Genomic DNA, 24,973 nt, shown 5'->3' with positions numbered 1-24,973 from the left:
CCAGCCGGCGTGAAGCCGGCAGCCCCGATCAACCCCGAATACCCGGCATCAGCCTCGCCGGGCGCGACGCCGCCCTGCTGATGCGAAGCTCTGCCCGGCGCGTAGGCGCCGATCACGGTCACCTGGCGGCAGGGGACAGCCGCTGATGGAATGGCTTCTCCTCGCCCTCGCCCTGCTGCTCATCCTCGGCACCGGCGCGTTCGTGGCAGCCGAGTTCTCCCTCCTCACCCTTGATAAGCACACCGTCGATGAGGCCGTCGCACGCGGCGAACCGGGATCGAAATACCTGCGCAAGGGTGTCACACATCTCTCCACACAGCTCTCTGCAGCCCAGGTCGGCATCACGATCACGACCCTGCTGACCGGCTATCTCATGGAGCCCTCACTCGGTGCGCTGCTGCGCGGGCCCCTGCATGCCCTCGGGTTGCCTGAGGGCGCCTCCGGCAGTGTCTCCCTGACGATCGCGCTGCTCATCTCGACCCTGCTGTCGATGGTCGTCGGTGAGCTCGTGCCGAAGAACATGGCGATCTCCTCACCGCTCAAGACCGGCAAGATCTTCGTGCCGCTGCAGTACTTCTTCTCCATCGCCTTCCGCCCGATCATCGCAGTCCTCAACGGCACGGCGAACAAGGCGCTGCTGGCGATGGGCATCGAACCGCAGGAGGAGGGCTCAGCTGGCCGCTCGGCCGATGAGCTCACGGCGCTCGTGCGGCACTCGGCCCAGGAGGGCACGATGAATGAGCAGACCGCCGATCTGCTCACCCGCACGCTCAGCTTCTCCGAACGCACCGCCGAAGACGTCATGACCCCACGCACCCGGATGGTGACCGTCAAACGTGAGACGACTGCTGCTGAGATCGTCGAACTCGCCCGCTCGACCGGATTCTCCCGGTTCCCCGTCACCGGCGAGTCCCGCGACGAGATCGAAGGCGTCGTGCACATCAAGCAGGCCGTGGCCGTACCGCTGGCCAACCGCGCCGATGCCTACGCCGCCGGCCTCATGACCGAGGTCGCCGAGTTCCCCGAGACCCTCGCCCTCGACCCGCTGCTCATGGAGCTGCGCTCGCGCGGCACCCAGATGGCCGTCGTCGTCGACGAATACGGCGGCACCGCCGGCGTCGTGACCTTGGAAGACGTCGTCGAGGAACTCGTCGGCGAGGTCGTCGACGAACACGACCGGCTCTCGGTGACCGTCCGGCCGGCCCGAGACGGCTCGTGGATCATCCCCGGCCGGCTGCGCCCCGACGAGGTCGCCGGCATCATCGGCGTTCAGATCCCCGAAGACCCCGACTACGAAACGGTGGCAGGCTTCGTGCTCATGGAGCTCGGCCGGATCCCCGACGTCGGCGACACCGTCCGCATCGAAGACGCCACCCTGACCGTCGAGCGCCTGCACGGCCGGCGCATCGAACGCCTGCGGCTGCGCCCGGACTACACCACCGTCGAATGGGATGAGAGCTCCTGGCCGGTCGGAGACTCGAGCGCAGGAGGTCAGCCATGAGTGACTGGCTGGGCCTCGTGTGGCTCGTCGTCCTGCTGCTGGGAAACGCCTTCTTCGTAGCCGCAGAGTTCGGCATCGTCTCGGCCAAGCGCTCGCAGATCGAGCCGAAGGCCGAAGAGGGATCGAAGGCAGCGAAGACCACGCTGTTCGCCATGGAACACGTCTCGCTCATGCTGGCGATCTGCCAGCTGGGCATTACCGTGTGCTCACTGCTGCTGGGCAACGTCGCAGAACCTGCGATCCACCACCTGCTCGTCGGCCCGATGAGCTTCCTCGGCGTGCCCGAGGCGCTCTCCGGGCCCATCGCCTTCATCATCGCGCTGTCGGTGGTGACGTACCTGCACGTCGTCGTCGGCGAGATGATCCCGAAGAACATCGCGCTCGCCGTCTCCCAGCAGGCGGCCATGCTGCTCGCCCCGCCGCTGGTGGTGCTGGCCCGCATCTTCGGCTTCGTCATCCGCCCGATGAACGCGTTCGCCAACCGGATCCTCAAGCTCATGGGGGTCGAACCGCGCGACGACGTCAACGCCGCCTACACGATCGAGGAAGTGCAGTCGATCGTCGCCGAGTCCCAGCGCGAGGGACTGCTGAGCGATGACACCGGGCTGCTCAAGGGCGCCCTGGAGTTCTCCGACAAGACCATCGGGGACGTCATGGTTCCGATGGACCGTGTCGTCACCGTGGCCGAGGATGTCACACCTGCGCATATCGAGCAGCTGGTCGCCCGCACCGGCTTCTCGCGCTACATCATCCTCGACAGCGACGGGGAGCCCGGCGGCTACATCCACGTCAAGGATGTGCTCTACGCCGACACGGAGGACGACTATGCCTCCGAGATCCCTGATAAGCGCTTCCGTTCGCTGGTGACGCTGCGCGCTGCCGACGAGATCGAGGACTCCCTCGATTCGATGCAGCAGGCAGGACACCACGTCGGCCGGGTGCTCGACGAGAACCATCGCACCGTCGGCATCCTGTTCCTCGAAGACGTCATCGAGGAACTCGTCGGCGAGGTGCACGATGTCATGCAGCGTGCTCCGCGGGTGCGCAGGGTCGACTGATTCTGCGGCGCCTGCACCGGAATCGAGTGAAATAGCAGAAGTGAAACAACAGTGGAGTCGCCAGTCGCCGACGTAAGGCCCGGGCGTGACTGAGACGAGGGACAACACAACAGTTCTGTTACATATCGACATGCGTGGCGATGCGCCGACGAAAGAATTTTCGCCGTATGTGCGCCTTGCATGAGACCGTGTACGCGCATGCGCGCTGTAATCGGGTGAATCGCCCGCACGGGTGATGCGCGGGTGGCGAGCGACATGACAACTCGTAACATTGTCGTTATAGTGCTGTGACATGTGGTCGATCGCCGTGACAACACGGCTGCGGCACAGAGGTGTGACAGCACCACGACAGATTTTGCAGTAGAGACAGTTGGGAGATGAGTAGTGGCACAGGAGCCGACACCATCGGTCGCCATGACTCGCCGCGAACGCCGGGAGCAGGAGAACGCGAACCGCACACGACGTGCATCCTTCCGCATCCCAGGCACCGACCCGAACCGCACCACCACCACCGCTGACAGCGCCCTGGCCTCACCGGCCACTCGCACGCGCAAGGTCGGAGCCGGTGCCGTGTCGTACCGCGGATCCGATGGCTCGCTCGTGCGCTCCTACAAGCGCCGCCGCCTGGCAACTGTCTCGGCCATGGCCTCGGTCTCCGTCGCCGGCAGCGCAATCGCCGCAATGCTGCTCATCGGCAACACCTCCACGCAGGACCAGGTCGCGGCCGGCAGCACCCTCGACGCTGCCGCGACGAACGTCGTCGGAGCCGAATCGGTCCAGACCAACGTCACCTCCGCCGGCAACGAGTCCGGCACCCAGAACTACGCCGGCGGCGTGCCGAGCGCCAAGAAGGACCGCGACGCCGAGGCCGCCTCGCGCTCCGTCACCCGGACCGTGCTGCCCGGATGCTCCGGAGAAGCACCCTCCGGTGACTACAGCAACGGCCAGGTGCCCGATGACTACCTGTGCGATGTCGGCATCGGCAAACACAAGCTGCGCGCCGACGCCGCTGTCGCCTTCGCTGAGATGAACGCCGCGTTCAAGGCCGAGACCGGCGAGGACATGGCCATCACCGACTCATACCGCACACTCGAATCCCAGGTCTCGGTCGCCGGCCGCAAGCCCGGCCTGGCCGCCCGCCCCGGCACCTCGATGCACGGATGGGGTGTTGCCCTCGACTTCGGCGGCGGTGCCGCCAGCGCCTCCGGCGAGCAGTACAACTGGCTCGTCAAGCACGGCAAGGAATACGGCTGGGAGAACCCCGCCTGGGCGAAGACCTCGAAGTACGAGCCGTGGCATTGGGAGTACGTCCCGGCGCGCGACAAGATCAAGGGTCAGTGACCCACTGGTACGATGCCGTTGCGCTGACAGACAGCGCCGCGGCACCGTGGCTCGGCTCACCAGCGGCCGGTGCGCGTGACAGCCCACAGGAGTGCTAGTATTGTCTAGTTGCCAGCCCGCGTAGCTCAGCGGATAGAGCGTCTGCCTCCGGAGCAGAAGGTCGTAGGTTCGAATCCTGTCGCGGGCACCACATCAGGCCCGTCACCTGGAAATCCAGGTGGCGGGCCTGCTTCGTCCCAGGTCGGTCAGCCGTCGGCGGGACGTGTCGCCCCGCTCACATCGATACCGATATGCGGGCCTCAAGTCGCTAAGCCACGGGCAAGGTAATACGCTAAGCACGTGACTCCCGAACAGCTCAGAGAAGCCATCCGCTCTGCCATCAGCCAGCTGAACATGCAGCACGGCTACGCCATCGAAGCACCCGCCCGGCTCGTCGTCGAGCGACCGAAGAACCGCGCCCACGGCGACTGGTCTTCGAACGTGGCACTGCAGACGGCGAAGAAGGCCGGGCTCAACCCGCGGGGCCTCGCCACCGAGATCGCCGCGGTGCTGGCAGCCGACGAGGGCATCGACAGCGCCGAGGTGGCCGGACCGGGATTCATCAACATCACCCTGGCCGCCGGTGCCGCCGGCGCGCTGGCCGCCGACATCATCGCCGCCGGAGACGACTACGGCCGCACGCAGACCCTGGACGGGCACATCATCAACATGGAGTTCGTCTCCGCCAATCCGACCGGCCCGCTGCACCTCGGCCACACCCGCTGGGCCGCTCTCGGCGATGCGATCGCCCGCGTGCTCGCCTCCGCCGGTGCGGATGTCACCGCCGAGTACTACATCAACGACGCCGGCACGCAGATGGATGTCTTCGCCGACTCCGTCGTCGCCCGCCTGCTCGGCCGCGAGGTGCCTGCCGGCGGCTACCCCGGCGGATACGTCACCGAGATCGCCCAAACGATCACCGCCTCGGACCCGGAGCTCGCCGCCGAGGTCAAAGCGACCGCGCAGGTGCCCGAATCGGATGCCGACGCTCCGGCACCGGCCGTCATCCCCGATGACGTGCGCGCCCGCCTGCGCGAACGTGCCTACGAGCTGCAGATGGCCGACATTCGCGACACCCTTGCCGACTTCGACGTCAGCTTCGACGTATGGTTCTCCGAAGCCAGCCTGCACAAATCCAACGCCGTCACCACGGCTGTCGGCCGACTGCGCGAACAGGGTCACGTCTACGACCACGACGGCGCCGTGTGGCTGCGCACCACCGAGTTCGGCGACGACAAGGACCGGGTGCTCATCCGCGCCGACGGCAACCCGACCTACTTCGCCGCCGATGCCGCCTACTATCTGGATAAGAAGGACCGCGGCTTCATCGAGAAGATCTACCTCCTCGGCGCCGACCACCACGGCTACGTCGGCCGGCTCAAGGCGATCTCGGCAGCTGCCGGTGATGACCCGGAGAAGAACATCGAGGTGCTCATCGGCCAGCTCATCAAGGTCAACGGCGCCAAGCTGTCCAAGCGCGCCGGCAACATCATCGAGCTGCGCGACATCATCGACTGGCTCGGCCGCGATGCCGTGCGCTACTCGCTGGCCCGCCAGCCGGCCGACTCGCCGCTGACCCTCGATCCCGAGGTGCTGCGCAGCGCCAGCAACGACAACCCGGTCTACTACGTCCAGTACGCGCACGCCCGCGCCCACTCCGTGGCCCGCAACGCCGCAGCCGCCGGCATCACCACCGAGGCCTTCGACGCCTCAACACTGACCGACGCGACTGAGGCGACGCTGCTGGCCTCTCTGGCCGACTTCCCGCGCGTGATCGCCCAGGCGGCCGAGCTGCGCGAACCGCACCGGGTCGCCCGCTACCTCGAAAGCCTCGCCGGCACCTTCCACAAGTGGTACGACAGCTGCCGCGTCACCCCGCGCGCCGGTGAGGACATCGAGGCTGTGCACTCCTCGCGCCTCGTCCTCGACCTCGCGACCGCCACCGTGCTGCGCAACGGCCTGCGCCTGCTCGGCGTCAGCGCCCCGGAGCGGATGTAATGCCCGCCCATATCGCCGGCATCCTGCATGCCACCCCGCCGCCGGTGTGGCTGCCGTACCCCGATGACGTCAACGCGCTCATGCCCTCGCTGTGGTCGCGGAGCGTCGACAAGACCGCCGACGGCGAGCTCACGGTCGCCGGCCACCGCGTCACCGAGCTCGCCGAGACGTACGGCTCACCGCTGTACGTCCTCGACGTCGCCGACCTCAAGCACCGGGCAGCCGACTTCGTCACCGCCTTCTCCGAGGCGTTCACAGCGATCGGCACCGAGGCGAAGGCCTACTACGCCGGCAAGTCCTTCCTGTGCACCGCTGTCGCCGAGTGGGTCGCTGGCGAAGGCATGGGCATCGACACCTGCAGCCTCGGCGAGCTCATGGTCGCCCACCGTGCCGGTGTCGACCCGCGCACTGTCGGGCTGCACGGCAACAACAAATCCGATGAAGAGATCGCCTTCGCCCTCGACTGGGGGATCGGCCGCATCGTCATCGACTCCTTCGACGAGATCCCGCGGGTCGCCGCTGCCGCCCGCGCCCGAGGTGTGCGCGCCCCGGTGATGCTGCGGGTCACCGTCGGCGTCGAAGCCCACACCCACGACTTCATCGCCACCGCACATGAGGACCAGAAGTTCGGCCTGTCTCTGCACAGCGGCGACGCCTTCGACGCCGCCGGGCGGATCGCCGCCAGCGAGGACCTCGACTTCCTCGGCCTGCACAGTCACATCGGCTCGCAGATCTTCGAGTCCTCCGGCTTCGACATCGCTGCCACCCGCATCATCGAACTGCGTGCCCGCATCCTGACCGAACTCGGCATCGATCTGCCCGAGGTCGACCTGGGCGGCGGCTTCGGCATCCGCTACACCTCGCAGGACACCCCGCTGACCTTCACCGAGATGGCCGGCCGGCTCGCCTCCGTCGTCGCCTCCGCTTGTGAGGCCACCGGCGCGACGCTGCCGGCGGTGTCCTTCGAGCCGGGCCGGGCGATCTCCGGGCCGTCGATCTTCACCCTCTACACCGTCGGCAGCACCAAAGTCGTCGAAACCGGGTCAGGGGAGCGGCTCTACGTCGCTGTCGACGGCGGCATGAGCGACAACGTCCGCACCGCCCTCTACGACGCCGACTACTCCTGCACCCTGGCCAACCGTGACTCCGCCAGCGAACCGGCAGTCGTGCGCGTCGTCGGCAAGCACTGCGAAAGCGGCGACATCATCGTCCGCGACGAATACCTGCCCAATGACGTCACCCGCGGCGACCTCATCGCCGTCCCGGACACCGGCGCCTACTGCCGGTCGCTGTCATCGAACTACAACCACGTCCCGCGCCCAGGTGTGCTTGCCGTCGACGGTGAGCAGCTCGGCTGGGTCGTCCGACCCGAATCCCATGCCGACATCCTCGCCTGGGACACCGGCTTCAGCCCGTCGGCCGCTGACGCAGACGTCCAGGCACCCGAGTCCACTGACGAGCTCGCGCCCCACGAAAGAAGGAGCACCACACGATGAAACCCCTCAAGGTTGCCATGCTCGGCTGCGGTGTCGTCGGCACCGAAGTCGCCACCCGCATCCTCGGCAACGCCGCCGACCTCGAAGCCCGCGTCGGCGCCCCGCTGGAGATCTCGGCCGTCGCCGTGCGCGACGCCGGCAAGGACCGCCCCGGCATCCCGTCCGAGCTGCTCACCACTGACACCGCTGCCGCCATCGAAGGAGCCGACATCGTCGTCGAGCTCATGGGCGGCCACGAACCGGCCCGCGAACTCATCCTCACCGCCCTGCGCTCCGGCGCCTCGGTCGTGACGGCGAACAAGGCGCTGCTGGCCAGCGACTACTCCGAGCTGCTCGCCGCCGCCGAAGACGCTGAAGTGCGCCTGGAGCACGAGGCCGCTGTCGCCGGTGCGATCCCGATCATCCGCCCGGTCGTCAACTCCCTCGCCGGTGACCGCATCACCCGCGTGCTCGGCATCGTCAACGGCACGACGAACTACATCCTCGACCAAATGGAGAAGGAGGGCTGGGACTTCGACCACGCCCTGGCCACCGCCCAGGAACTCGGGTACGCCGAAGCCGATCCGACTGCCGACATCGGCGGCCACGACGCAGCCGCCAAGGCCGCGATCCTCGCCTCTCTTGCCTTCCACACCCGCGTGAGCATCGACGACGTCCATGTCGAGGGCATCACCGGCGTCACCGCCGACATGGTCGAGACCGCCTCCGCGCAGGGCTTCACCATCAAGCTGCTGGCGATCTGCGAAACCATCGAAGACTCACCGGCCGGCCCCGGCGTCTCCGCGCGCGTCTATCCGGCGCTGCTGCCCAAGGACCACGCACTGGCCAGTGTCGGCGGGGCATTCAACGCCGTCTTCGTCGAAGCCGAGGCCGCTGGTTCGCTCATGTTCTACGGCCAGGGCGCAGGAGGAGCGCCGACCGCCTCGGCGGTGCTCGGCGACATCGTCTCGACCGCCCGCCGCAAGGTCCTCGGCGGCACCGGCCAGGCCCGCCGTTCGATCGGCAACCGGCTGCCGGTCCTGCCGATCTCCGCGATCCGCACCCGCTACCAGATCACCTTCGACGTCTTCGACCGCCCGGGCGTTCTCGCCCAGATCTCGCAGGTATTCGCCGAGGAGGGCACCTCGATCGAGCTCATGCAGCAGACCCAGCTCGAGCCCACCGACGACGACGCCCCGCAGCGCGCCAAGCTCGTCATCGCCACCCATTCGGGCACCGATGCCGCGCTGGCCAAAACGGTCGAGCGCGCCGTCGCCCTCGACGCCGTCAACGAGCTCAAGTCCGTCCTGCGCATCGAAGGCCACTGAGCCGGGCCCACCGGCACCGAACCATCCCGTGAAGGAGACCCCATGACCGCTGCCCACCGCCACCAGTGGCAGGGCGTCATCGAGGAGTACCGCGACTTCCTCGACATCGCCGCCGAATCCCGCGCCGTCACCCTCGGCGAGGGCGGCACCCCGCTCATCCACGCCGAGAAGCTCTCCGAGCGCACCGGCGCCGAGGTGTGGGTCAAGTACGAGGGCATGAACCCGACCGGGTCGTTCAAGGACCGCGGCATGACGATGGCGATCTCGAAGGCCCTCGCCTACGGCGCCGAGGCCGTCATCTGCGCCTCGACCGGCAACACCTCGGCCTCGGCAGCCGCGTATGCGACGAAGGCCGGGCTGACATGTGCAGTGCTCGTGCCGGCCGGCAAGATCGCGGTGGGCAAGATGAGCCAGGCAGTCGCCCACGGTGCCGAGCTGCTCGAAGTCGACGGCAACTTCGATGACTGCCTGACCCTGTGCCGCAAGCTCTCAGAGGCCTACCCGGTCCACCTCGTCAACTCGGTCAATCCCGACCGGATCGAAGGGCAGAAGACCGCCGCCTTCGAGATCGTCGACGCACTCGGCGACGCCCCGGACATCCACGTGCTGCCCGTCGGCAACGCCGGCAACATCACCGCCTACTGGAAGGGCTACCGCGAATACGCGGCAGCCGGACTGGCAACTGGAACCCCGCGCATGTGGGGCTTCCAGGCCGCCGGTGCCGCCCCGCTCGTCAAGGGCCATCCGGTCGATGCCCCGGAGACCGTCGCGACCGCCATCCGGATCGGCAACCCCGCATCGTGGGATCAGGCGATCGCCGCCCGCGACGAATCCGGCGGCGTCATCAGGGCCGTCACCGACGAGGAGATCCTGGCCGCCCACCGGCTGCTGTCCTCGACCGAGGGCATCTTCGTCGAACCCGGCTCGGCCGCCTCGATCGCAGGACTTCTGCAGCAGGCTGAGGCCGGTGAGATCCCGGTCGGTGCGCGCATCGTGTGCACCGTCACCGGACACGGTCTCAAGGACCCGCAGTGGGCGCTGCACACCGCTGACGGCTCCGACCTGACCCCCACCCGGGTGCCGGTCGATGCGGTCTCGGCCGCCCGCGAACTCGGACTCGAGGACGCATGATGACGAGCACCGCACCGGTCACCCCGCAGGCCGTCGTCGAGGTCGAGGTCACCGTGCCCGCCACCGCGGCCAACCTCGGGGCCGGCTACGACAGCTTCGGCATCGCTCTTGACATCCGCGACACGGTCCGCGCCCGCCTGCACGATAGGCCGGTCGATCACAGCGACTGCGTGCGCGTCACCGGTGAGGGTGCCAACGAGGTGCCGACCGGACAGGATCACCTCATCCTGCGGGTCATGCGCGAGGTGCTCGCCGCCCGCGGCGTCGAAACGGCCGACCGGATCAGCCTGGAGTGCGAGAACGTCATCTCCCACTCCCGCGGGATGGGGTCGTCGGCCGCAGCCGTCGTCGCCGGCATTGCGATTGCTGATGCCGCCAGCGCCTTCGCCGGACTGCCGGCACCCTCGCCTGAGGAGAAGCTGGCGTGGGCCACGCACTTCGAAGGCCACCCCGACAACGCCGCGCCGGCGATCTTCGGCGGGGTCACGGTCTCCTACACCGACAGCCACGGGCAGGCCCGCTCGGTCTCCGTGCCCGTCTCCGAGGACGTCTCAGCAGTGCTCATCGTCCCCGACGAACGACTCGACACCTCGGTGGCGCGCTCCCTGCTGCCCGAGACCGTCCCGCACGCAGATGCTGCTGCCAATGCGGCGATCGCCAGCCTGTTCGTCTATGCGATCGGCCATGACCCCGCGCTGCTGTTCGACGCCACCGTCGACCGGCTGCACCAGAACTACCGCCGCCCGGCGATGACCGCAGCGCTCGAGCGCGTCGACGCGCTGCGGGCTGCCGGCCTGGCCGCCGTTGTCTCCGGCGCCGGCCCGACCGTGCTTGTGCTCGGATCCGATGATGACCTTGCCGCCCGGGTGGGCGCGGTGCTCACCGGCGATGCCGCCCGCATCGTCCCGGCTGCCATCGCCGAAACCGGTGTCGAGGTCATGACGACCGACTGCCGGCTGCGCGCCTGACCTGTCCGCAGACCCAGCCGAACGTCCAGGACCGGGATGCACCGCCTCGGCGACGGCGACAAACCGGGTGGGATTCGCGCAACGGGCGTCAACGCGCTAGGCTAGAGGCGTTCCCCAGCATTCTTCGCGTCACCGGCACCTCCATGTGATCGTGCCCCGCGACTCAGGTGGGAACGCTCTTCGTACCGCGCCGTCTATGGCGTCCGAGGTACTTCATTTTGTGAATGCACGCAATCGTGCGTGTGGTCCGTCGCTGCAGCTCTGTGTTCATGCAGCTGCAGCCGAACGAGGGAGAAGGAACCTTCGTGTCAGAAAGCAATCTCACTGCTCTGCGTCTGCCCCAGCTTCAGGAAATGGCCGCGGGTCTCAACATCAAGGGATACCGTCGCCTGCGCAAGGGGGATCTCATCGCCGCTATCGAGAGCAGGACGTCGAGCTCGGCAGCAGCCAGCTCGGCACCCGCTGCCGCAGCTCCGGCTGCGCAGGAGCAGCCTGCGGCCGAGCCCGCACCCCAGTCAGATCAGCAGCAGGACGCTGCTGCCCAGGCGGCACCTGCCCGCCAGTTCCAGCCCGAACAGCCTGTCCAGCAGCAGGGTGACAAGCCCGGCCGCAACGAGCAGGCCGACGCGCAGCAGCGCGGCGGCCAGCGTGACGACGCCCAGCGGGACCAGGGCGAGTCGGCCGACGCCGAATCCTCCCAGGACGACGAGGGCGGCTCGCGCCGCCGCGGCGGACGCCGTGACCGGGGGGACCGCCAGAACCGCAGCGACAACCGCGGGGATCGTCAGGAGCGCGGCGACCGCAACGACGGCGGCGACCGCCAGAACCGCGGCGACCAGGACGGACGCGGCGACCGGAGCCGCGACGACAACCGCGGTGACCGCAATGATCGCCAGGATCGCGGCGATCGCCAGGATCGCAATGATCGCGGCGACAACCGCGGTGACCGTCAGGACCGCGGCGACCGGAATGATCGTGGACGCGGTGGCGACAACCGCGACAACCGCGGCAACGACAACCGTGGCGGACGCGACGACAATCGCGGCAATCGCGACGACAGCAACCGGCGCGGAAACCGCGGTCGCAACCGCGACCGCAAGCGCCGCGGACGCGGAGACGGCGACGACCAGGATCTGCGTCCCGATGACGTGCTCATCCCGGTCGGTGGCATCCTCGATGTCCACGACAACTACGCCTTCCTGCGCACGTCGGGCTACCTGCCCGGCCAGAACGACGTCTACGTCTCCGCTGGCATGGTCAAGAAGAACGGGCTGCGCAAGGGCGACGCCGTCGTCGGTGCGATCAAGCAGCCGCGCGAGGGCGATCAGCGTTCCAAGCGCCGCGAGAAGTTCGATGCGCTCGTCCGCCTCGACTCGGTCAACGGCCTGAGCATCGAGGACGCCAAGCGCCGCGTCGACTTCTCCAAGCTCACCCCGCTGTACCCGCAGGACCGCCTGCGCCTGGAGACCACCTCGAAGCTCATCTCCACCCGCGTCATCGACCTCGTCTCGCCGATCGGCAAGGGCCAGCGCGGCCTCATCGTCGCCCCGCCGAAGGCCGGCAAGACGACGGTTATGCAGCAGATCGCCAACGCGATCGCCGAGAACAACCCTGAGGTCCACCTCATGGTCGTCCTCGTCGACGAGCGCCCCGAGGAAGTCACCGACATGCAGCGTGCGGTCAAGGGCGAGGTCATAGCGTCGACCTTCGACCGCCCGGCCGATGACCACACGACGATCGCCGAACTCGCCATCGAGCGCGCCAAGCGCCTCGTCGAGATGGGCCAGGACGTCGTCGTGCTGCTCGACAACATCACCCGCCTCGGCCGCGCCTACAACCTCGCGCAGCCGGCCTCGGGCCGGATCCTCTCCGGCGGTGTCGATGCCAATGCGCTCTACCCGCCGAAGAAGTTCTTCGGCGCCGCACGCAACATCGAAGGCGGCGGCTCGCTCACCATCCTCGCCACCGCTCTCGTCGAGACCGGTTCGAAGATGGACGAAGTGATCTTCGAGGAGTTCAAGGGCACCGGCAACATGGAGCTGCGCCTGAGCCGCCACCTGGCCGACAAGCGCATCTTCCCGGCTGTCGACGTCAACTCCTCGGGCACCCGCCGCGAGGAGAACCTCATGAGCCCCGAAGAGCGCAAGGTCATGTGGAAGCTGCGCCGCGTGCTCTCCGGCCTGGAACAGCAGCAGGCACTCGAGCTGCTCATCTCGAAGATGAAGGAGACCGGCTCGAACGCCGAGTTCCTCTTCCAGGTGCAGAAGACCACGCCGCTGCCGAAGTCGGCGGCTGACGACAACTGACCGGTCGGCACGCCTGCATGAGTGAGACCGCCGACACGGCAGCCGATATCGACTCGCTGCGCCAGATGGTGCACATGCTCCGGGACGAGCATGCCCGCATCGAACAGGAGCTGGCCGATCCCGAAGTGCACGCCAACCCGGGCACTGCGCGCCGGCTGACCCGCCGGTACGCCGAGCTCGAGAAGGTCGTGTCCTGCTGGGGCGAGCTCATCGCCGCCCAGGCCGACCTGGAGGCCTGCCGCGAACTCGCGGCCGACGACCCCAGCTTCGCTCAGGAGATTCCCGCGCTCGAAGAGCAGCGCGGGCAGCTCCTGGACGTGCTGCGGGATCTGCTCGTGCCGCGCGATCCCGACGACGACCGCGATGCGCTCATCGAGATCAAGGCGGGGGAGGGCGGCGAGGAGTCCGCGCTGTTCGCCTCCGACCTGCTGCGGATGTACCAGCGGTGGGCCGACCGTCGCGGCTGGTCGACCGAGGTCATCGACACCACACCCTCCGACCTCGGCGGCTGCAAAGACGTCACCCTGGCCGTCAAAGCCAAGGACGAGGGCGCCTACGGGTGGCTGAAGTTCGAAGGCGGCGTCCACCGTGTCCAGCGTGTGCCGGTGACCGAATCACAGGGCCGCATCCACACCTCGGCTGCCGGTGTCATCGTCTTCCCCGACGTCGACGCACCCGACGAGGTGCAGATCAGCGATGCCGATCTGCGCATCGACGTCTACCGCTCCTCCGGGCCTGGAGGCCAGTCGGTCAACACCACCGACTCGGCGGTGCGCATCACCCACGTGCCCACCGGCATCGTCGCCAGCTGCCAGAACGAGAAGTCCCAGCTGCAGAACAAGGCCGCCGCGCTGCGCATCCTGCGCGCCCGGCTGCTGGCCGCCCAGGCCGCCGAAGCCGCCGCCGAGGCCGATGACCGCAGGCGCTCTCAGGTGCGCACCGTCGACCGGTCTGAGCGGATCCGCACGTACAACTTCCCGGAGAACCGGATCGCCGACCACCGCACCGGCTACAAGGCCCACAACCTCGACCAGGTGCTCGCCGGGGACCTCGACGCCGTCGTCGAATCCTGCCGCACACTCGACCGCGCCCAGCGTCTCGAGGAGGCGCAGTAAGCGTGAGTCCAGCCGCAGACTCGGCTGGTGCGCAGCCGGCAGATGCGCTCATCGCCGCCGCCCGCACCCGGCTGGCTGAGGCCGGCATCGACACCCCCGGCACTGACGCAAGGCTGCTGCTGGCCCACGTGCTCGGTCTGACCCACAAGGAGCTGTCGCTCAGGCTGCTGCGCGGTTTCGATGTGCCCACTGAGCAGGCGCGCGGCTTCGAGGACTGTCTGACCCGGCGTGCGGCACGCGAACCCCTCCAGCACATCACCGGCACCACCGGCTTCCGCCATCTCGACCTCCGCCTCGGGCCCGGGGTCTTCATCCCGCGCCCGGAGACCGAACTCCTCATCGACCCAGCCATCGCCCATGCCGCAGCCCTGCGCTGCGGCGACGAACACACCGGCAACGGGCAGGCGCGCGTGATCCGGATCCTCGACATGTGCGCCGGCACCGGCGCACTGGCCCTGGCTGCGGCCACCGAGATCCCCGGCAGTGAGGTCCACGCCGTCGAGCTGTCCGCCGAGGCCTGCCGGTGGGCTGAGCACAACATCGCCGCCATGGCCGATGCGGTCGCTGCCGCCGGCTCGACCGTCACCCTCCATGCCGGTGACGTCGCCGAGGTGGTGCCTGAGCTCGGGCCCTTCGACATCGTCGTGACGAACCCGCCGTATGTGCCCGAGGCCACCCAGCCCGACATCCCCGAAGTCACCGGTTATGACCCGGCCATCGCGCTGTACGGCGGGGGAGCGGACGGGATGGAGACACCGGCACGGATCATCGCGCTGGCTGCCGAGGCGCTGCGACCGGGCGGGCTGCTCGTCCTCGAACATGACGAGACGCAGGCTGCGGCGGTCAAGCGGGCCTGCGCTGCCGCCGGTCTGTCCGGTGCGGCCACGCACACCGACTACACTGGCAGAGACCGTTTCACCACCGCCGAATGCCTGGAAAGGCCGTGAATGTCGCGCACGTTCAGCATCGCAAACGATGAGATGAGAGACCTGGTCTTCAGCGAATGCGCCCGGGTCCTCGAATCCGATGGGCTCATCGTCATGCCGACCGACACCGTCTACGGCATCGCCGCCGACGCCTTCTCCGCCACCGGCGTCGAGAAGCTGCTCGCAGCCAAGGGCCGCGGTCGCGATATGCCCCCGCCGGTGCTCATCGGCCAGCGCGAAGTGCTCATGGCTCTGGCCGAGGTGCCGAACACCTCCGTCTTCGAACTCACCAAGCGCTTCTGGCCCGGGCCCCTGACGATCGTCTGCGGTGCCCAGGCGATGCTCGACTGGGACCTCGGCGACACCCACGGCACGGTCGCCGTGCGCATGCCCGATCACGAGGCGGCACTCGAACTGCTGCGCAAGACCGGCCCGCTGGCCGTCTCCTCAGCCAACACCCACGGTTCACCGGCCGCCTGCGATGCTGCCGAAGCCGAGGAGATGCTCGGCGAAAGCGTCGACATCTACATCGACGGGGGAGCGGCGCCCGGCATCGGCGCCTCGACGATCGTCGACCTCACCCGAACCCCGCCGCGCATCCTGCGCGAGGGCCCGATCACGGCAGCCGAACTGCGCGAGGTGCTGCCCGATCTGGAGGACAGCGCGGCCGCGGAGGAGAGCGCCGTCTCGGGCACGGAGGAGAGCTCCGCCTCGGGCACGGAGGAGACCACCGCCTCGGGCGGGGAAGCGGCTGACGAAACCACGCAGGAGTAATCCCGCGTGCGCGCCTATCTCTTCATCCTCCTCGTCGCAGCGACCGTGTCGTACCTCGTCACCCCGATGGTGCGGCGCATCGCCGAACGCGGACTCATCTTCGCGCCGCTGCGCGCCCGCGACGTCCACTCGGTGCCCACCCCGCGCTTAGGTGGGGTGGCGATCTACGCCGGCCTGCTCGTCGGGCTGCTGTTCGCCTCGCAGACGCCGTTCCTCGAAGAGCTGTTCGTCCAGCCCGGGGCGATCATCGGCATCGTCGGGGCGGCGACGATCCTGTGCGCTCTCGGCGTCATCGACGACATCTGGGACCTCAACTGGGTCACCAAACTCGCCGGCCAGACCCTGGCCGCCGGGTTCATGGCCTTCAACGGTGTGACCCTGCTGTCGATCCCCTTCAACTCCGTCATCATCGGCTCCCCACGGATGTCGATCATCCTCACCGTGCTCGTCGTGCTCATCACCATCAACGCCGTCAACTTCGTCGACGGTCTCGACGGACTGGCCGCCGGAATCGTGACGATCGGCGGCATCGCATTCTTCGTCTACTCCTACAGTCTTGCCGTCGACACCAGCTCCGACAGCTACGCCAACCTCGCCTCGCTGATCATCTCGCTGCTCGTCGGGGCCTGCCTGGGCTTCCTGCCGCACAACTTCAATCCGGCCCGGATCTTCATGGGCGACTCAGGCTCGATGCTCATCGGGCTGCTGCTGGCCGCCTCGACGATCCGGGTGACCGGCCAGGTCGACCCAGCGCTGCTGTCGGATCAGCGCGTCCTCGCCACCTATCTGCCGATCATCCTGCCGGTGGCGGTGATGTTCCTGCCGCTTCTCGACCTCGGCCTGGCAGTCCTGCGGCGCATGTCCGCTGGAAAGTCGCCGTTCTCTGCGGACGCCAAGCACCTGCACCACCGCATGCTCCGACTCGGGCACTCGCATGCCCGCGCGGTGCTCATCCTGTACCTGTGGACGGCGATCTTCGCCTTCGGCTCGGTGTCGTTCCTCATCGCCACCCCCGCCGTCAACGTGCCCATCATCCTCGGCAGCGTGGCGATCACGCTGTTCCTGACGTTCTACCCGCTGTATGCGCGCCTGCGCGCGAAGGAGGCCATCCGATGACCGACCCGAAGCCCGTCCCTCACGGGCGCCGCGAAACCGACGTCGACCGGCAGTGGAAGGCCATCTGGCGCACGCTGATCATCCGCGGAGCGATCCTCGTCGCCGCCGTCACCCTCCTCGGAGGGCTGCTCGGCATGCTCTTCGCAGGCCAGCAGGGCCTCAACGGAGCGCTGATCGGCGGGGGCCTGGCTGCGATCTTCCTGCTCGTCTCGCTTGTCATCATGTACATCGGCCGCAGCTGGAACCTCACCGCCATCGCCGGTGCGCTCGGCGTGGGCTTCCTGTTCAAGGCCTTCATCTTCATGATCGTCATCTGGCGGATCAAAGACGCGGCCTGGCTCGACGGGACGACGGCGTTCTTCACGATCGTCGCAGCAGTGCTCGGCACCTCGCTCATCGATGCGATCACCGTCACACGTGCACGGGTGCCGACCGTCGACCCCGAAGCGCGCTGACATCCAGCCGCAGTCACCGACCGTAATCTGACGATGCGCTGTTTTCGGGCCTCTGACCAGGCATGTCGTCGTGGTGGAAAGCCCGAGATCATGCGGATTGGAGCAGATGCAGGGATCGCCCAGCAATTTGTGGGTTTATTACTGCGATTGGTAGAGTACTCAAGGACCAGGTGCCAGTTCACCGGTCTCCATGATGTGACAATGCCGCTCCGCAACCGTGTGCCGGAGCGACTGGTCGGCCTGGTTCTTACCCGCCCGGGCCCGAAATTGGGAGAGTAACCGAAACGTGTCTATCTTCACCGCGGCGAATTCTGTGATTCTGGCAGCAGCGGACGGCGGGTTCCACCCGCCCACGATGCAGGAGTTCTTCCCGCCGGCGATCTTCTTCGAGGGCACGCCGTTCGAGTTCAACCGCGTGATGCTCGTGCGGGTCATCGCCGCCGCAGCACTGTGCATCCTCATGATCATCGCCGCCAAGCGCGCCAAGCTCGTTCCCTCCCGCGGCCAGTCGATGGCCGAACTCTCCCTTGACTTCGTGCGTAACAGCATCGCCGAGCAGACCATGGGCAAGGAGCGCGGCCGCAGGTTCCTGCCGCTCATCGCCACCATCTTCTTCATGGTCCTTGCGATGAACCTCACCGGCCTCATCCCGTTCCTCAACCTGGCCGGCACCTCGGTGGTGGGCGTGCCGCTGCTGTTGGCCGTCATCGTCTACTTCACGTACCACATCGAGGGCATCCGCTCACTCGGTGTCGGCGGCTATCTCAAGAATGCGCTCGTGCTGCCGAACGTCCCGCCGGTCATGCACGTACTGCTCGTCCCGATCGAGTTCCTCACCAAGTTCGTCATCCAGCCGTTCACGCTCACCCTCCGTCTGCTGGCCAACATGCTCGTCGGCCACTTGCTGCTCGTGCTGTGCTTCTCGGCGACCTGGTTCTTCTTCTTCGACGCAGCTTTGGGATTCAAATTCTTCGGATTCCTCACCCTCTTCGGCGGATTCTTCATGACCGCCCTCAAGCTGCTGGTCTCCGTCCTGCAGGCCTACATCTTCGCGCTGCTCGCAGCGGTCTACATCGACCAGGCCGCTTCCAAGCACTGATCTTCCCTGACCTGACCGCAAGACTTGTAACGAAAAACCGTTACGCGTACCGCCCGGTACACAACCGAAAGGAAACATCCAAAGTGGATATTCTCGCTGAAGTCAACGGCTCCATCGCCACTGTCGGCTACGGCCTCGCCGCGATCGGCCCGGGCATCGGCCTTGGCATCGTCATCGGCAAGACCATCGAGGGAACCGCACGTCAGCCTGAGCTCGCCAACGCTCTGCGCGGCAACATGTTCCTCGGCATCGCCCTGATCGAGGCCCTGGCTCTCATCGGCATCGCCACGCCCTTCTTCCTTTGATATCGAGGACTGACTCAATGACTCCGATGATTCTTGCGGCCGAGGGGACACCGAACCCCCTCCTCCCCGCTACCTATGACATCGTCTGGAGTGCGGTGATCTTCCTCATCATCCTTGTGGTGTTCTGGAAGTTTGTTCTGCCGACGTTCAACCGGGTCCTCGACGAACGAGCTGAGAAGATTCAGGGAGGCATCGAAAAGGCCGAACGCGTTCAGGCCGAAGCCGATGCCGCGCTCGCTGAATACCAGAAGCAGCTCGCCGACGGCCGTGCCGAGGCAGCGCGCATGCGCTCCGAAGCACAGGAAGACGGCGCTCAGATCATCGCCGAGATGAAGCAGCAGGCCAATGCAGAGGCTGAGCGCATCATCTCCCAGGCAAAAGCACAGATCGAAGCCGAGAAGCAGGCGGCCATGGTCGAACTGCGCGGAGATGTCGGCGGCTTGGCCACCGACCTCGCCTCGCGCATCGTCGGTGAGAGCCTCACCGACGACGCCCGTTCGGCCCAGGTGGTCGACCGCTTCATCGCAGATCTCGAAGCAAGCGCTCCGGCCCAGTCGGTTAAGGAGTCGTGATGTTGCAGTCGAGCAGGAACTCGCTCAACGATGTGCTGGACGCAGTCGACTCCCGGCTGCAGAATGCTGCCGGTGCTGCCGCAACCGAACTCGGTGACGGGCTGCTGTCGATCGTCTCCGCAATGGCCGACAGCGCTCAGCTGCGCCGACTCATGGCAGACGGCGCCATTGCCGAGGAGCGGAAGCACGGTGTGCTCGACACGCTGTTCTCCGGCCAGGTCGACGCGGCCGCACTCGACATCGCCAAGCGCGCCGCCACACTGCACTGGGCTCGCCCTCAGGACAGCGTGACCGCACTGGAGGATGCCGGCGTCACTGCGATCGCGGCACAGGCACAGGGCGAGGGACGCCTCGGCGAGGTCGAGGAGGAGCTGTTCCGCTTCACCCGCCTCATCGAGTCCGATCACGAGCTGGGCTGGGCCTTCGAGTCCGCAGCTCCGGCCGAGACGAAGCGCGCACTCGCAGCCAACCTGCTCGACGGCAAGTCCGCGACTGAGACCGTCAAGCTGGCAGCACAGGCTGCTGCGCACCCGCGCGGTGCCCGCGTGTCCGAGACGCTCGACCGCTACTCGGAAGTGCTGGCCCGCCGTCAGGCGCGCTCCGTCGCCGAGGTGACGGTCGCCAAGCCGATGAGCGATGAGCAGCAGGAGCGTTTGGCTGCGGCGCTGTCGGCCCACTACGGCCGCGAGCTGGTCCTCAACGTGCATGTGGACCCCGACGTCGTCGGTGGTGTGCGTGTGCAGGTCGGCGACGAAGTGATGAATTCGACGATCTCGAATCGTCTGTCCGACCTTCGCCGTTGCCTGGCAAGCTGATCAACCGCCCGCGCCACGGGCTACATACACACGTTCAGACAGCGGTCTGCAGAGAAGAACCGGGTCGCTGCGAGACAGATTTAAGGAAGCAGGGAAACCAGATGGCGGAACTGACAATTCGCCCGGATGAGATCCGGGACGCCTTGGGGAAGTTCGTTGAGTCGTACAATCCCGAAGGCGGAGACAAGACTGAGGTCGGAAAGGTCGTCACCGCAGGCGACGGCATCGCCAGCGTGTCCGGACTCCCCGGCACCATGGCCAACGAGCTGCTGCGCTTCGAAGACGGCACCCTCGGCCTCGCCCAGAACCTCGACGAGCGCGAGATCGGCGTCGTCATCCTCGGTGAGTTCGCCACCATCGCCGAAGAGCAGCCCGTCTACCGCACCGGCGAGGTCCTCTCGATCCCGGTCGGCGACGGCTTCCTCGGCCGTGTCGTCGACCCCCTCGGCGCCCCGATCGACGGACTCGGCGACATCGAGTCCGACACCCGCCGTGAGCTCGAGCTCCAGGCCGCCGGCGTCATGGCACGCCAGGAGGTTCGCGAGCCGCTGCAGACCGGCCTGAAGGCCATCGACGCGATGGTGCCTGTCGGCCGTGGCCAGCGCCAGCTCATCATCGGTGACCGCAAGACCGGCAAGACCGCACTTGCGCTCGACACCATCATCAACCAGAAGGCCAACTGGGAGTCCGGCGATCCGAAGAAGCAGGTCCGCTGCATCTACGTCGCCTGCGGTCAGAAGGGCTCGACCATCGCCTCGGTGCGTCGTTCGCTCGAAGAGGCCGGCGCCATGGAGTACACCACCATCGTCGCGTCGCCCGCCTCGGACCCGGCAGGCTTCAAGTACCTCGCCCCCTACTCCGGCTCGGCCATCGGCCAGCACTGGATGTACGAGGGCAAGCACGTCCTCATCGTCTTCGACGACCTGTCCAAGCAGGCAGAGGCCTACCGCGCGATCTCACTGCTGCTGCGCCGCCCGCCCGGCCGTGAGGCATACCCGGGTGACGTCTTCTACCTCCACTCCCGCCTGCTGGAGCGCTGCGCGAAGCTCTCCGACGAGCTCGGCGGCGGCTCGATGACCGGCCTGCCGATCATCGAGACGAAGGCCAACGACGTCGGCGCGTTCATCCCGACCAACGTCATCTCGATCACCGACGGCCAGATCTTCCTGCAGTCGGACCTGTTCAACTCGAACCAGCGTCCGGCCGTCGACGTCGGCGTGTCCGTCTCCCGTGTGGGCGGCGCCGCTCAGACGAAGGCGCTCAAGAGCGTCTCCGGCACCCTGAAGATCTCGCTGGCCCAGTACCGCTCGCTCGAAGCCTTCGCGATGTTCGCCTCGGACCTCGATGCCGCCACCAAGCGCCAGCTCGCCCGTGGTGCCCGCCTGATGGAGCTGCTCAAGCAGGGCCAGTTCGAGCCGATGCCGTTCGAGAAGCAGACCGTGTCGGTGTGGGCCGGCTCCGAAGGCTACCTCGACGACATTCCGGTCGACGATGTGCTGCGCTTCGAAAAGGAGTTCCACGACTACCTGGAGCGCAAGACCGGTGTCCTCGATGCGATCCGCGAGACGCAGAAGCTCGAAGACGACACCAAGGATGAGCTCACCACTGCCATCAAGGACTTCTCTGACGGCTTCCAGACCTCCGAAGACGGCGGCGTGCATGTCGGCTCCGAAGAGTTCGACTCCGCTGGTGAGGACGAGGTCCAGCAGGAGCAGATCGTCAAGCAGAAGCGCTGAGCGCGCTTTGGCCATGACGACCGCTAGCGAAAGGAAGTACTGATGGGAGCCCAGCAGAGGGTCTTCAAGGCGAAGATCAACTCCACCAAGTCCTTGAGGAAGATCTTCAAGGCTATGGAGCTCATCGCGGCATCCCGGATTCAGAAGGCCATCGGCCGGGTGAAGGCAGCCAGCCCGTACGCGAACGCACTCACGCGTGCGGTCTCGGCAGTCGCGACCCAGTCCAACGTCGACCACACGCTGACGACTGAGCCGGAGGAGATCCGGCGCGCAGCCGTCGTCGTGATCGGCCCGGACCGCGGGTTCGCCGGAGCGTACTCGGCCAACGTCATCCGCGAGGCCGAAGAGCTCATCCGGCTGCTGACCGAGAACGGCAAGGACGTCCACCTCTACTCGGTGGGCCGCAAGGCCGAGACGTACTACACGTTCCGCGACCGCGACCTGAAGAAGTCCTGGACCGGATTCTCCGAATCCCCGCAGGCCGAACACGCCCGCGAGATCGGCGAGGTCCTGCTCGAGGGCTTCCACACGGCGTTCGAAGAAGACGGCGTCGACGAGATCTACCTCGTCTACACCCGCTTCAAGTCCAGCGTGACCCAGGTGCCGGAGTATAGGCGCCTCATCCCGCTGGAGGTCGTGGAGGCAGAGGACGCTGTCGAGACCGACCAGGTCCCGCAGTCCGGCGGCCTGCCCGACCGGGACAAGGCCAAAGCCCATGACGAGGTCTTCCCGCTGTACGAGTTCGAGCCCGGCCCGGCAGAGGTCCTCGACGCACTGCTGCCGCGCTACATCGACTCGCGCATCCTCGCGGCGCTGCTCAATGCCGCTGCCTCCGAGCAGGCGGCACGTCAGCAGGCCATGAAGACCGCGACCGATAACGCAAACGAACTCATCAAGACCTACACCCGGCTGGCCAACACGGCTCGCCAGGCCGAGATCACCCAGGAAATCTCTGAGATCGTCGGCGGTGCGGATTCCCTCGCGGCATCCGGCGCCGACGACTGATCGGCCACAGAAGAGAGCAGAAGAGAAAGTAGACCATGACTGCCACAGTTACGGAAACCCCGCAGACGCAGGGCACCGCCGGCCGGATCTCCCGCGTCATCGGCCCTGTCGTGGACGTCGAGTTCCCGCTCGACTCCGTGCCAGCGATTTACAACGCTCTGACCACCGAGGTGACCCTCTCCGAGGGCACCCGCAAGATCACCCTCGAAGTCGAGCTCCAGCTCGGCAACGGCATCGTCCGCGCCATCTCGCTGCAGCCGACCGACGGCCTCGTGCGCGGCCAGGAGGTCATCGACACCGGTGCACCGATCTCGGTACCCGTCGGCGATGTCACCAAGGGCAAGGTCTTCAACGTCACCGGCGATGTCCTCAACGACTCGATGATCGATGAGCCCTACGAGATCACCGAGCGGTGGCCGATCCACCGCGAGGCACCGAACTTCGACCAGCTGGAGTCCAAGACCCAGATGTTCGAGACCGGCATCAAGGTCATCGACCTGCTGACCCCGTACGTGCAGGGCGGCAAGATCGGCCTGTTCGGCGGTGCCGGCGTCGGCAAGACCGTGCTCATCCAGGAGATGATCACCCGTGTCGCCCAGGATCACGGCGGTGTCTCCGTGTTCGCCGGCGTCGGTGAGCGCACTCGTGAGGGCAACGACCTCATCATGGAGATGGACGAGTCGGGCGTGCTCGATAAGACCGCACTGGTCTTCGGCCAGATGGACGAGCCCCCAGGCACCCGTCTGCGCATCGCTCTGACCGGCCTGACGATGGCGGAGTACTTCCGCGATGTCCAGCAGCAGGACGTGCTGCTGTTCATCGACAACATCTTCCGCTTCACCCAGGCAGGCTCCGAGGTCTCGACGCTGCTCGGCCGCATGCCCTCGGCCGTCGGCTACCAGCCGACCTTGGCCGACGAGATGGGCGTGCTGCAGGAGCGCATCACCTCGACCCGCGGTCACTCCATCACCTCGATGCAGGCGATCTACGTCCCGGCTGACGACTACACCGACCCGGCTCCGGCGACGACCTTCGCCCACCTCGATGCGACCACCGAGCTCAGCCGTGACATCGCCTCGCGCGGTCTGTACCCGGCTGTGGACCCGCTGGCCTCGTCCTCGCGCATCCTCGACCCGCTGTACGTGGGCCAGGATCACTACGACGTCGCCACCCAGGTCAAGCAGATTCTGCAGAAGAACAAGGAGCTGCAGGACATCATCGCGATCCTCGGTGTCGACGAGCTCTCCGAAGAGGACAAGCTCACCGTGCACCGCGCCCGCCGCATCGAGCAGTTCCTGTCCCAGAACACCTACACCGCTGTCCAGTTCACCGGTGTTGAGGGTTCGACCGTGTCGATCCAGGACACCGTCGAAGGCTTCCGCGGCATCTGCAACGGCGACTTCGACCACATCCCGGAACAGGCCTTCTTCAACGTCGGCCCGATCGACGATGTGCTGCGCAACTACGACAAGCTCCAGAAGGAGAACTGATCCCTCATGAGCCTGAATGTCACCGTCGTGGCCGCCGACCGGAGCATCTGGTCCGGTGAGGCCAAGCGCGTCGTCGCTCGTACGACCGAAGGTGAGATCGGCATCCTGTCCGGCCACGAGCCCGTTCTGGCGATCGTGGCCGGCGGGGAGGTGCGCATTGTGACGGCTGACGATCAGACCGTCCGGGCGCAGGCCGACGGCGGCTTCCTGTCCGTCGAGAACGACAGGGTGAACATCGTCGCCGACCAGGCCGAGCTCGTCTGAGACATCGCATACACTGGTCAACGTGAACCCATCGACCCTGCTGATCATTCTGCTCTCGTTGGCAGGGCTGGCTGTAGTCCTTGTCGTGCTGTTCCTGGTGCGACGACGGGCGATCACCAAGCTTCAGGGCGCGTTCGACTGCTCCATCAGCGTGGG

General features: G+C 67.0%; 22 protein-coding genes and 1 tRNA gene. All 23 read left to right on the top strand.

All coding sequences use genetic code 11. The features are described 5' to 3' along the window. Window positions 1-145 precede the first annotated feature (145 nt). The 23 genes from M3B11_RS11630 to M3B11_RS11520 all read left to right on the top strand — a co-directional run bounded on the left by M3B11_RS11630 (window position 146) and on the right by M3B11_RS11520 (window position 24,817). Window positions 146-1,501, top strand: coding sequence for a hemolysin family protein (locus M3B11_RS11630; RefSeq protein WP_259877593.1), 1,356 nt, complete (start codon window positions 146-148; stop codon window positions 1,499-1,501). After that, the gene (locus M3B11_RS11625; protein WP_259877592.1) at window positions 1,498-2,559 is read left to right on the top strand and encodes a hemolysin family protein; all 1,062 of its coding nucleotides are present in this window, start codon (window positions 1,498-1,500) and stop codon (window positions 2,557-2,559) included. The genes M3B11_RS11630 and M3B11_RS11625 overlap by 4 nt, the downstream gene beginning before the upstream one ends. 414 nt (window positions 2,560-2,973) lie before the next feature. Continuing rightward, entirely contained in the window at window positions 2,974-3,900 is a 927-nt protein-coding gene (locus tag M3B11_RS11620) for a D-alanyl-D-alanine carboxypeptidase family protein (protein ID WP_259877591.1), read from the top strand. 114 nt (window positions 3,901-4,014) lie between these two features. Continuing rightward, a tRNA-Arg gene (locus tag M3B11_RS11615) sits at window positions 4,015-4,090 on the top strand. A 149-nt stretch (window positions 4,091-4,239) separates the two neighbouring features. Further along, window positions 4,240-5,937, top strand: a complete 1,698-nt coding sequence (argS, locus tag M3B11_RS11610) for an arginine--tRNA ligase (RefSeq protein ID WP_259877590.1) — start codon at window positions 4,240-4,242, stop codon at window positions 5,935-5,937. Continuing rightward, the gene (lysA, locus tag M3B11_RS11605) at window positions 5,937-7,433 is read left to right on the top strand and encodes a diaminopimelate decarboxylase (RefSeq protein ID WP_259877589.1); all 1,497 of its coding nucleotides are present in this window, start codon (window positions 5,937-5,939) and stop codon (window positions 7,431-7,433) included. Before argS ends, lysA begins: the two co-directional genes overlap by 1 nt. Next, entirely contained in the window at window positions 7,430-8,740 is a 1,311-nt protein-coding gene (locus M3B11_RS11600) for a homoserine dehydrogenase (RefSeq protein WP_259877588.1), read from the top strand. The genes lysA and M3B11_RS11600 overlap by 4 nt, the downstream gene beginning before the upstream one ends. Before the next feature lie 42 nt (window positions 8,741-8,782). Beyond that, window positions 8,783-9,871: a threonine synthase gene (gene thrC / locus M3B11_RS11595; protein WP_259877587.1), complete on the top strand. Its 1,089-nt coding sequence runs from the start codon at window positions 8,783-8,785 to the stop codon at window positions 9,869-9,871. Beyond that, window positions 9,871-10,839 (top strand): homoserine kinase, encoded by a 969-nt coding sequence (gene thrB / locus M3B11_RS11590; RefSeq protein WP_259877586.1) that lies wholly within the window; start codon window positions 9,871-9,873, stop codon window positions 10,837-10,839. Before thrC ends, thrB begins: the two co-directional genes overlap by 1 nt. A gap of 269 nt (window positions 10,840-11,108) precedes the next feature. Further along, window positions 11,109-13,145 (top strand): transcription termination factor Rho, encoded by a 2,037-nt coding sequence (gene rho, locus M3B11_RS11585; protein WP_259877585.1) that lies wholly within the window; start codon window positions 11,109-11,111, stop codon window positions 13,143-13,145. Window positions 13,146-13,162: 17 nt separating this feature from the next. Then, entirely contained in the window at window positions 13,163-14,260 is a 1,098-nt protein-coding gene (gene prfA / locus M3B11_RS11580) for a peptide chain release factor 1 (RefSeq protein ID WP_396121565.1), read from the top strand. A gap of 2 nt (window positions 14,261-14,262) precedes the next feature. After that, complete coding sequence (gene prmC, locus M3B11_RS11575; protein WP_259877584.1) at window positions 14,263-15,207, top strand: peptide chain release factor N(5)-glutamine methyltransferase; 945 nt, start codon at window positions 14,263-14,265, stop codon at window positions 15,205-15,207. Between the two features lie 33 nt (window positions 15,208-15,240). Continuing rightward, entirely contained in the window at window positions 15,241-15,960 is a 720-nt protein-coding gene (locus M3B11_RS11570) for an L-threonylcarbamoyladenylate synthase (RefSeq protein ID WP_259877583.1), read from the top strand. A 6-nt stretch (window positions 15,961-15,966) separates the two neighbouring features. Then, window positions 15,967-17,076 carry an MraY family glycosyltransferase gene (locus M3B11_RS11565; RefSeq protein ID WP_259877582.1) on the top strand — a complete coding sequence of 370 codons (1,110 nt, stop codon included), beginning with the start codon at window positions 15,967-15,969 and terminating at the stop codon, window positions 17,074-17,076. Beyond that, window positions 17,073-17,531 (top strand): hypothetical protein, encoded by a 459-nt coding sequence (locus tag M3B11_RS11560; RefSeq protein WP_259877581.1) that lies wholly within the window; start codon window positions 17,073-17,075, stop codon window positions 17,529-17,531. The genes M3B11_RS11565 and M3B11_RS11560 overlap by 4 nt, the downstream gene beginning before the upstream one ends. A gap of 286 nt (window positions 17,532-17,817) precedes the next feature. Further along, the gene (gene atpB / locus M3B11_RS11555; RefSeq protein ID WP_311197829.1) at window positions 17,818-18,630 is read left to right on the top strand and encodes a F0F1 ATP synthase subunit A; all 813 of its coding nucleotides are present in this window, start codon (window positions 17,818-17,820) and stop codon (window positions 18,628-18,630) included. Between the two features lie 83 nt (window positions 18,631-18,713). Beyond that, complete coding sequence (atpE, locus tag M3B11_RS11550; RefSeq protein WP_102159700.1) at window positions 18,714-18,935, top strand: F0F1 ATP synthase subunit C; 222 nt, start codon at window positions 18,714-18,716, stop codon at window positions 18,933-18,935. A gap of 17 nt (window positions 18,936-18,952) precedes the next feature. After that, complete coding sequence (locus M3B11_RS11545) at window positions 18,953-19,507, top strand: F0F1 ATP synthase subunit B (RefSeq protein ID WP_102159701.1); 555 nt, start codon at window positions 18,953-18,955, stop codon at window positions 19,505-19,507. Then, window positions 19,507-20,322 (top strand): F0F1 ATP synthase subunit delta, encoded by an 816-nt coding sequence (locus M3B11_RS11540; RefSeq protein WP_259877580.1) that lies wholly within the window; start codon window positions 19,507-19,509, stop codon window positions 20,320-20,322. Before M3B11_RS11545 ends, M3B11_RS11540 begins: the two co-directional genes overlap by 1 nt. Before the next feature lie 101 nt (window positions 20,323-20,423). Next, window positions 20,424-22,058, top strand: a complete 1,635-nt coding sequence (atpA, locus tag M3B11_RS11535) for a F0F1 ATP synthase subunit alpha (RefSeq protein WP_259877579.1) — start codon at window positions 20,424-20,426, stop codon at window positions 22,056-22,058. A 42-nt stretch (window positions 22,059-22,100) separates the two neighbouring features. Continuing rightward, complete coding sequence (locus M3B11_RS11530; RefSeq protein WP_259877578.1) at window positions 22,101-23,063, top strand: F0F1 ATP synthase subunit gamma; 963 nt, start codon at window positions 22,101-22,103, stop codon at window positions 23,061-23,063. Between the two features lie 35 nt (window positions 23,064-23,098). Then, window positions 23,099-24,553 carry a F0F1 ATP synthase subunit beta gene (gene atpD, locus M3B11_RS11525; RefSeq protein WP_191725801.1) on the top strand — a complete coding sequence of 485 codons (1,455 nt, stop codon included), beginning with the start codon at window positions 23,099-23,101 and terminating at the stop codon, window positions 24,551-24,553. Between the two features lie 6 nt (window positions 24,554-24,559). Continuing rightward, complete coding sequence (locus M3B11_RS11520) at window positions 24,560-24,817, top strand: F0F1 ATP synthase subunit epsilon (protein ID WP_175294558.1); 258 nt, start codon at window positions 24,560-24,562, stop codon at window positions 24,815-24,817. The last annotated feature ends 156 nt before the right edge of the window (window positions 24,818-24,973 follow it).

Origin of the sequence: Brevibacterium sp. p3-SID960 (genome assembly GCF_025144725.1) — a bacterium.
In the GTDB taxonomy this organism is placed as follows: Bacteria; Actinomycetota; Actinomycetes; order Actinomycetales; family Brevibacteriaceae; genus Brevibacterium.
This window is presented reverse-complemented; position numbering and strand designations above follow the sequence as displayed.

What these genes read in the sequence shown, in the direction of transcription:
- M3B11_RS11630 (WP_259877593.1), top strand. Translation starts at nt 146, where the DNA reads ATGGAATGGCTTCTCCTCGCCCTCGCCCTGCTGCTCATCCTCGGCACC.
- M3B11_RS11625 (WP_259877592.1), top strand. Translation starts at nt 1,498, where the DNA reads ATGAGTGACTGGCTGGGCCTCGTGTGGCTCGTCGTCCTGCTGCTGGGA.
- M3B11_RS11620 (WP_259877591.1), top strand. Translation starts at nt 2,974, where the DNA reads ATGACTCGCCGCGAACGCCGGGAGCAGGAGAACGCGAACCGCACACGA.
- lysA (WP_259877589.1), top strand. Translation starts at nt 5,937, where the DNA reads ATGCCCGCCCATATCGCCGGCATCCTGCATGCCACCCCGCCGCCGGTG.
- M3B11_RS11600 (WP_259877588.1), top strand. Translation starts at nt 7,430, where the DNA reads ATGAAACCCCTCAAGGTTGCCATGCTCGGCTGCGGTGTCGTCGGCACC.
- thrC (WP_259877587.1), top strand. Translation starts at nt 8,783, where the DNA reads ATGACCGCTGCCCACCGCCACCAGTGGCAGGGCGTCATCGAGGAGTAC.
- thrB (WP_259877586.1), top strand. Translation starts at nt 9,871, where the DNA reads ATGACGAGCACCGCACCGGTCACCCCGCAGGCCGTCGTCGAGGTCGAG.
- rho (WP_259877585.1), top strand. Translation starts at nt 11,109, where the DNA reads ATGCAGCTGCAGCCGAACGAGGGAGAAGGAACCTTCGTGTCAGAAAGC.
- prfA (WP_396121565.1), top strand. Translation starts at nt 13,163, where the DNA reads ATGAGTGAGACCGCCGACACGGCAGCCGATATCGACTCGCTGCGCCAG.
- M3B11_RS11570 (WP_259877583.1), top strand. Translation starts at nt 15,241, where the DNA reads ATGAGAGACCTGGTCTTCAGCGAATGCGCCCGGGTCCTCGAATCCGAT.
- M3B11_RS11560 (WP_259877581.1), top strand. Translation starts at nt 17,073, where the DNA reads ATGACCGACCCGAAGCCCGTCCCTCACGGGCGCCGCGAAACCGACGTC.
- M3B11_RS11545 (WP_102159701.1), top strand. Translation starts at nt 18,953, where the DNA reads ATGACTCCGATGATTCTTGCGGCCGAGGGGACACCGAACCCCCTCCTC.
- M3B11_RS11540 (WP_259877580.1), top strand. Translation starts at nt 19,507, where the DNA reads ATGTTGCAGTCGAGCAGGAACTCGCTCAACGATGTGCTGGACGCAGTC.
- atpA (WP_259877579.1), top strand. Translation starts at nt 20,424, where the DNA reads ATGGCGGAACTGACAATTCGCCCGGATGAGATCCGGGACGCCTTGGGG.
- M3B11_RS11530 (WP_259877578.1), top strand. Translation starts at nt 22,101, where the DNA reads ATGGGAGCCCAGCAGAGGGTCTTCAAGGCGAAGATCAACTCCACCAAG.
- atpD (WP_191725801.1), top strand. Translation starts at nt 23,099, where the DNA reads ATGACTGCCACAGTTACGGAAACCCCGCAGACGCAGGGCACCGCCGGC.
- M3B11_RS11520 (WP_175294558.1), top strand. Translation starts at nt 24,560, where the DNA reads ATGAGCCTGAATGTCACCGTCGTGGCCGCCGACCGGAGCATCTGGTCC.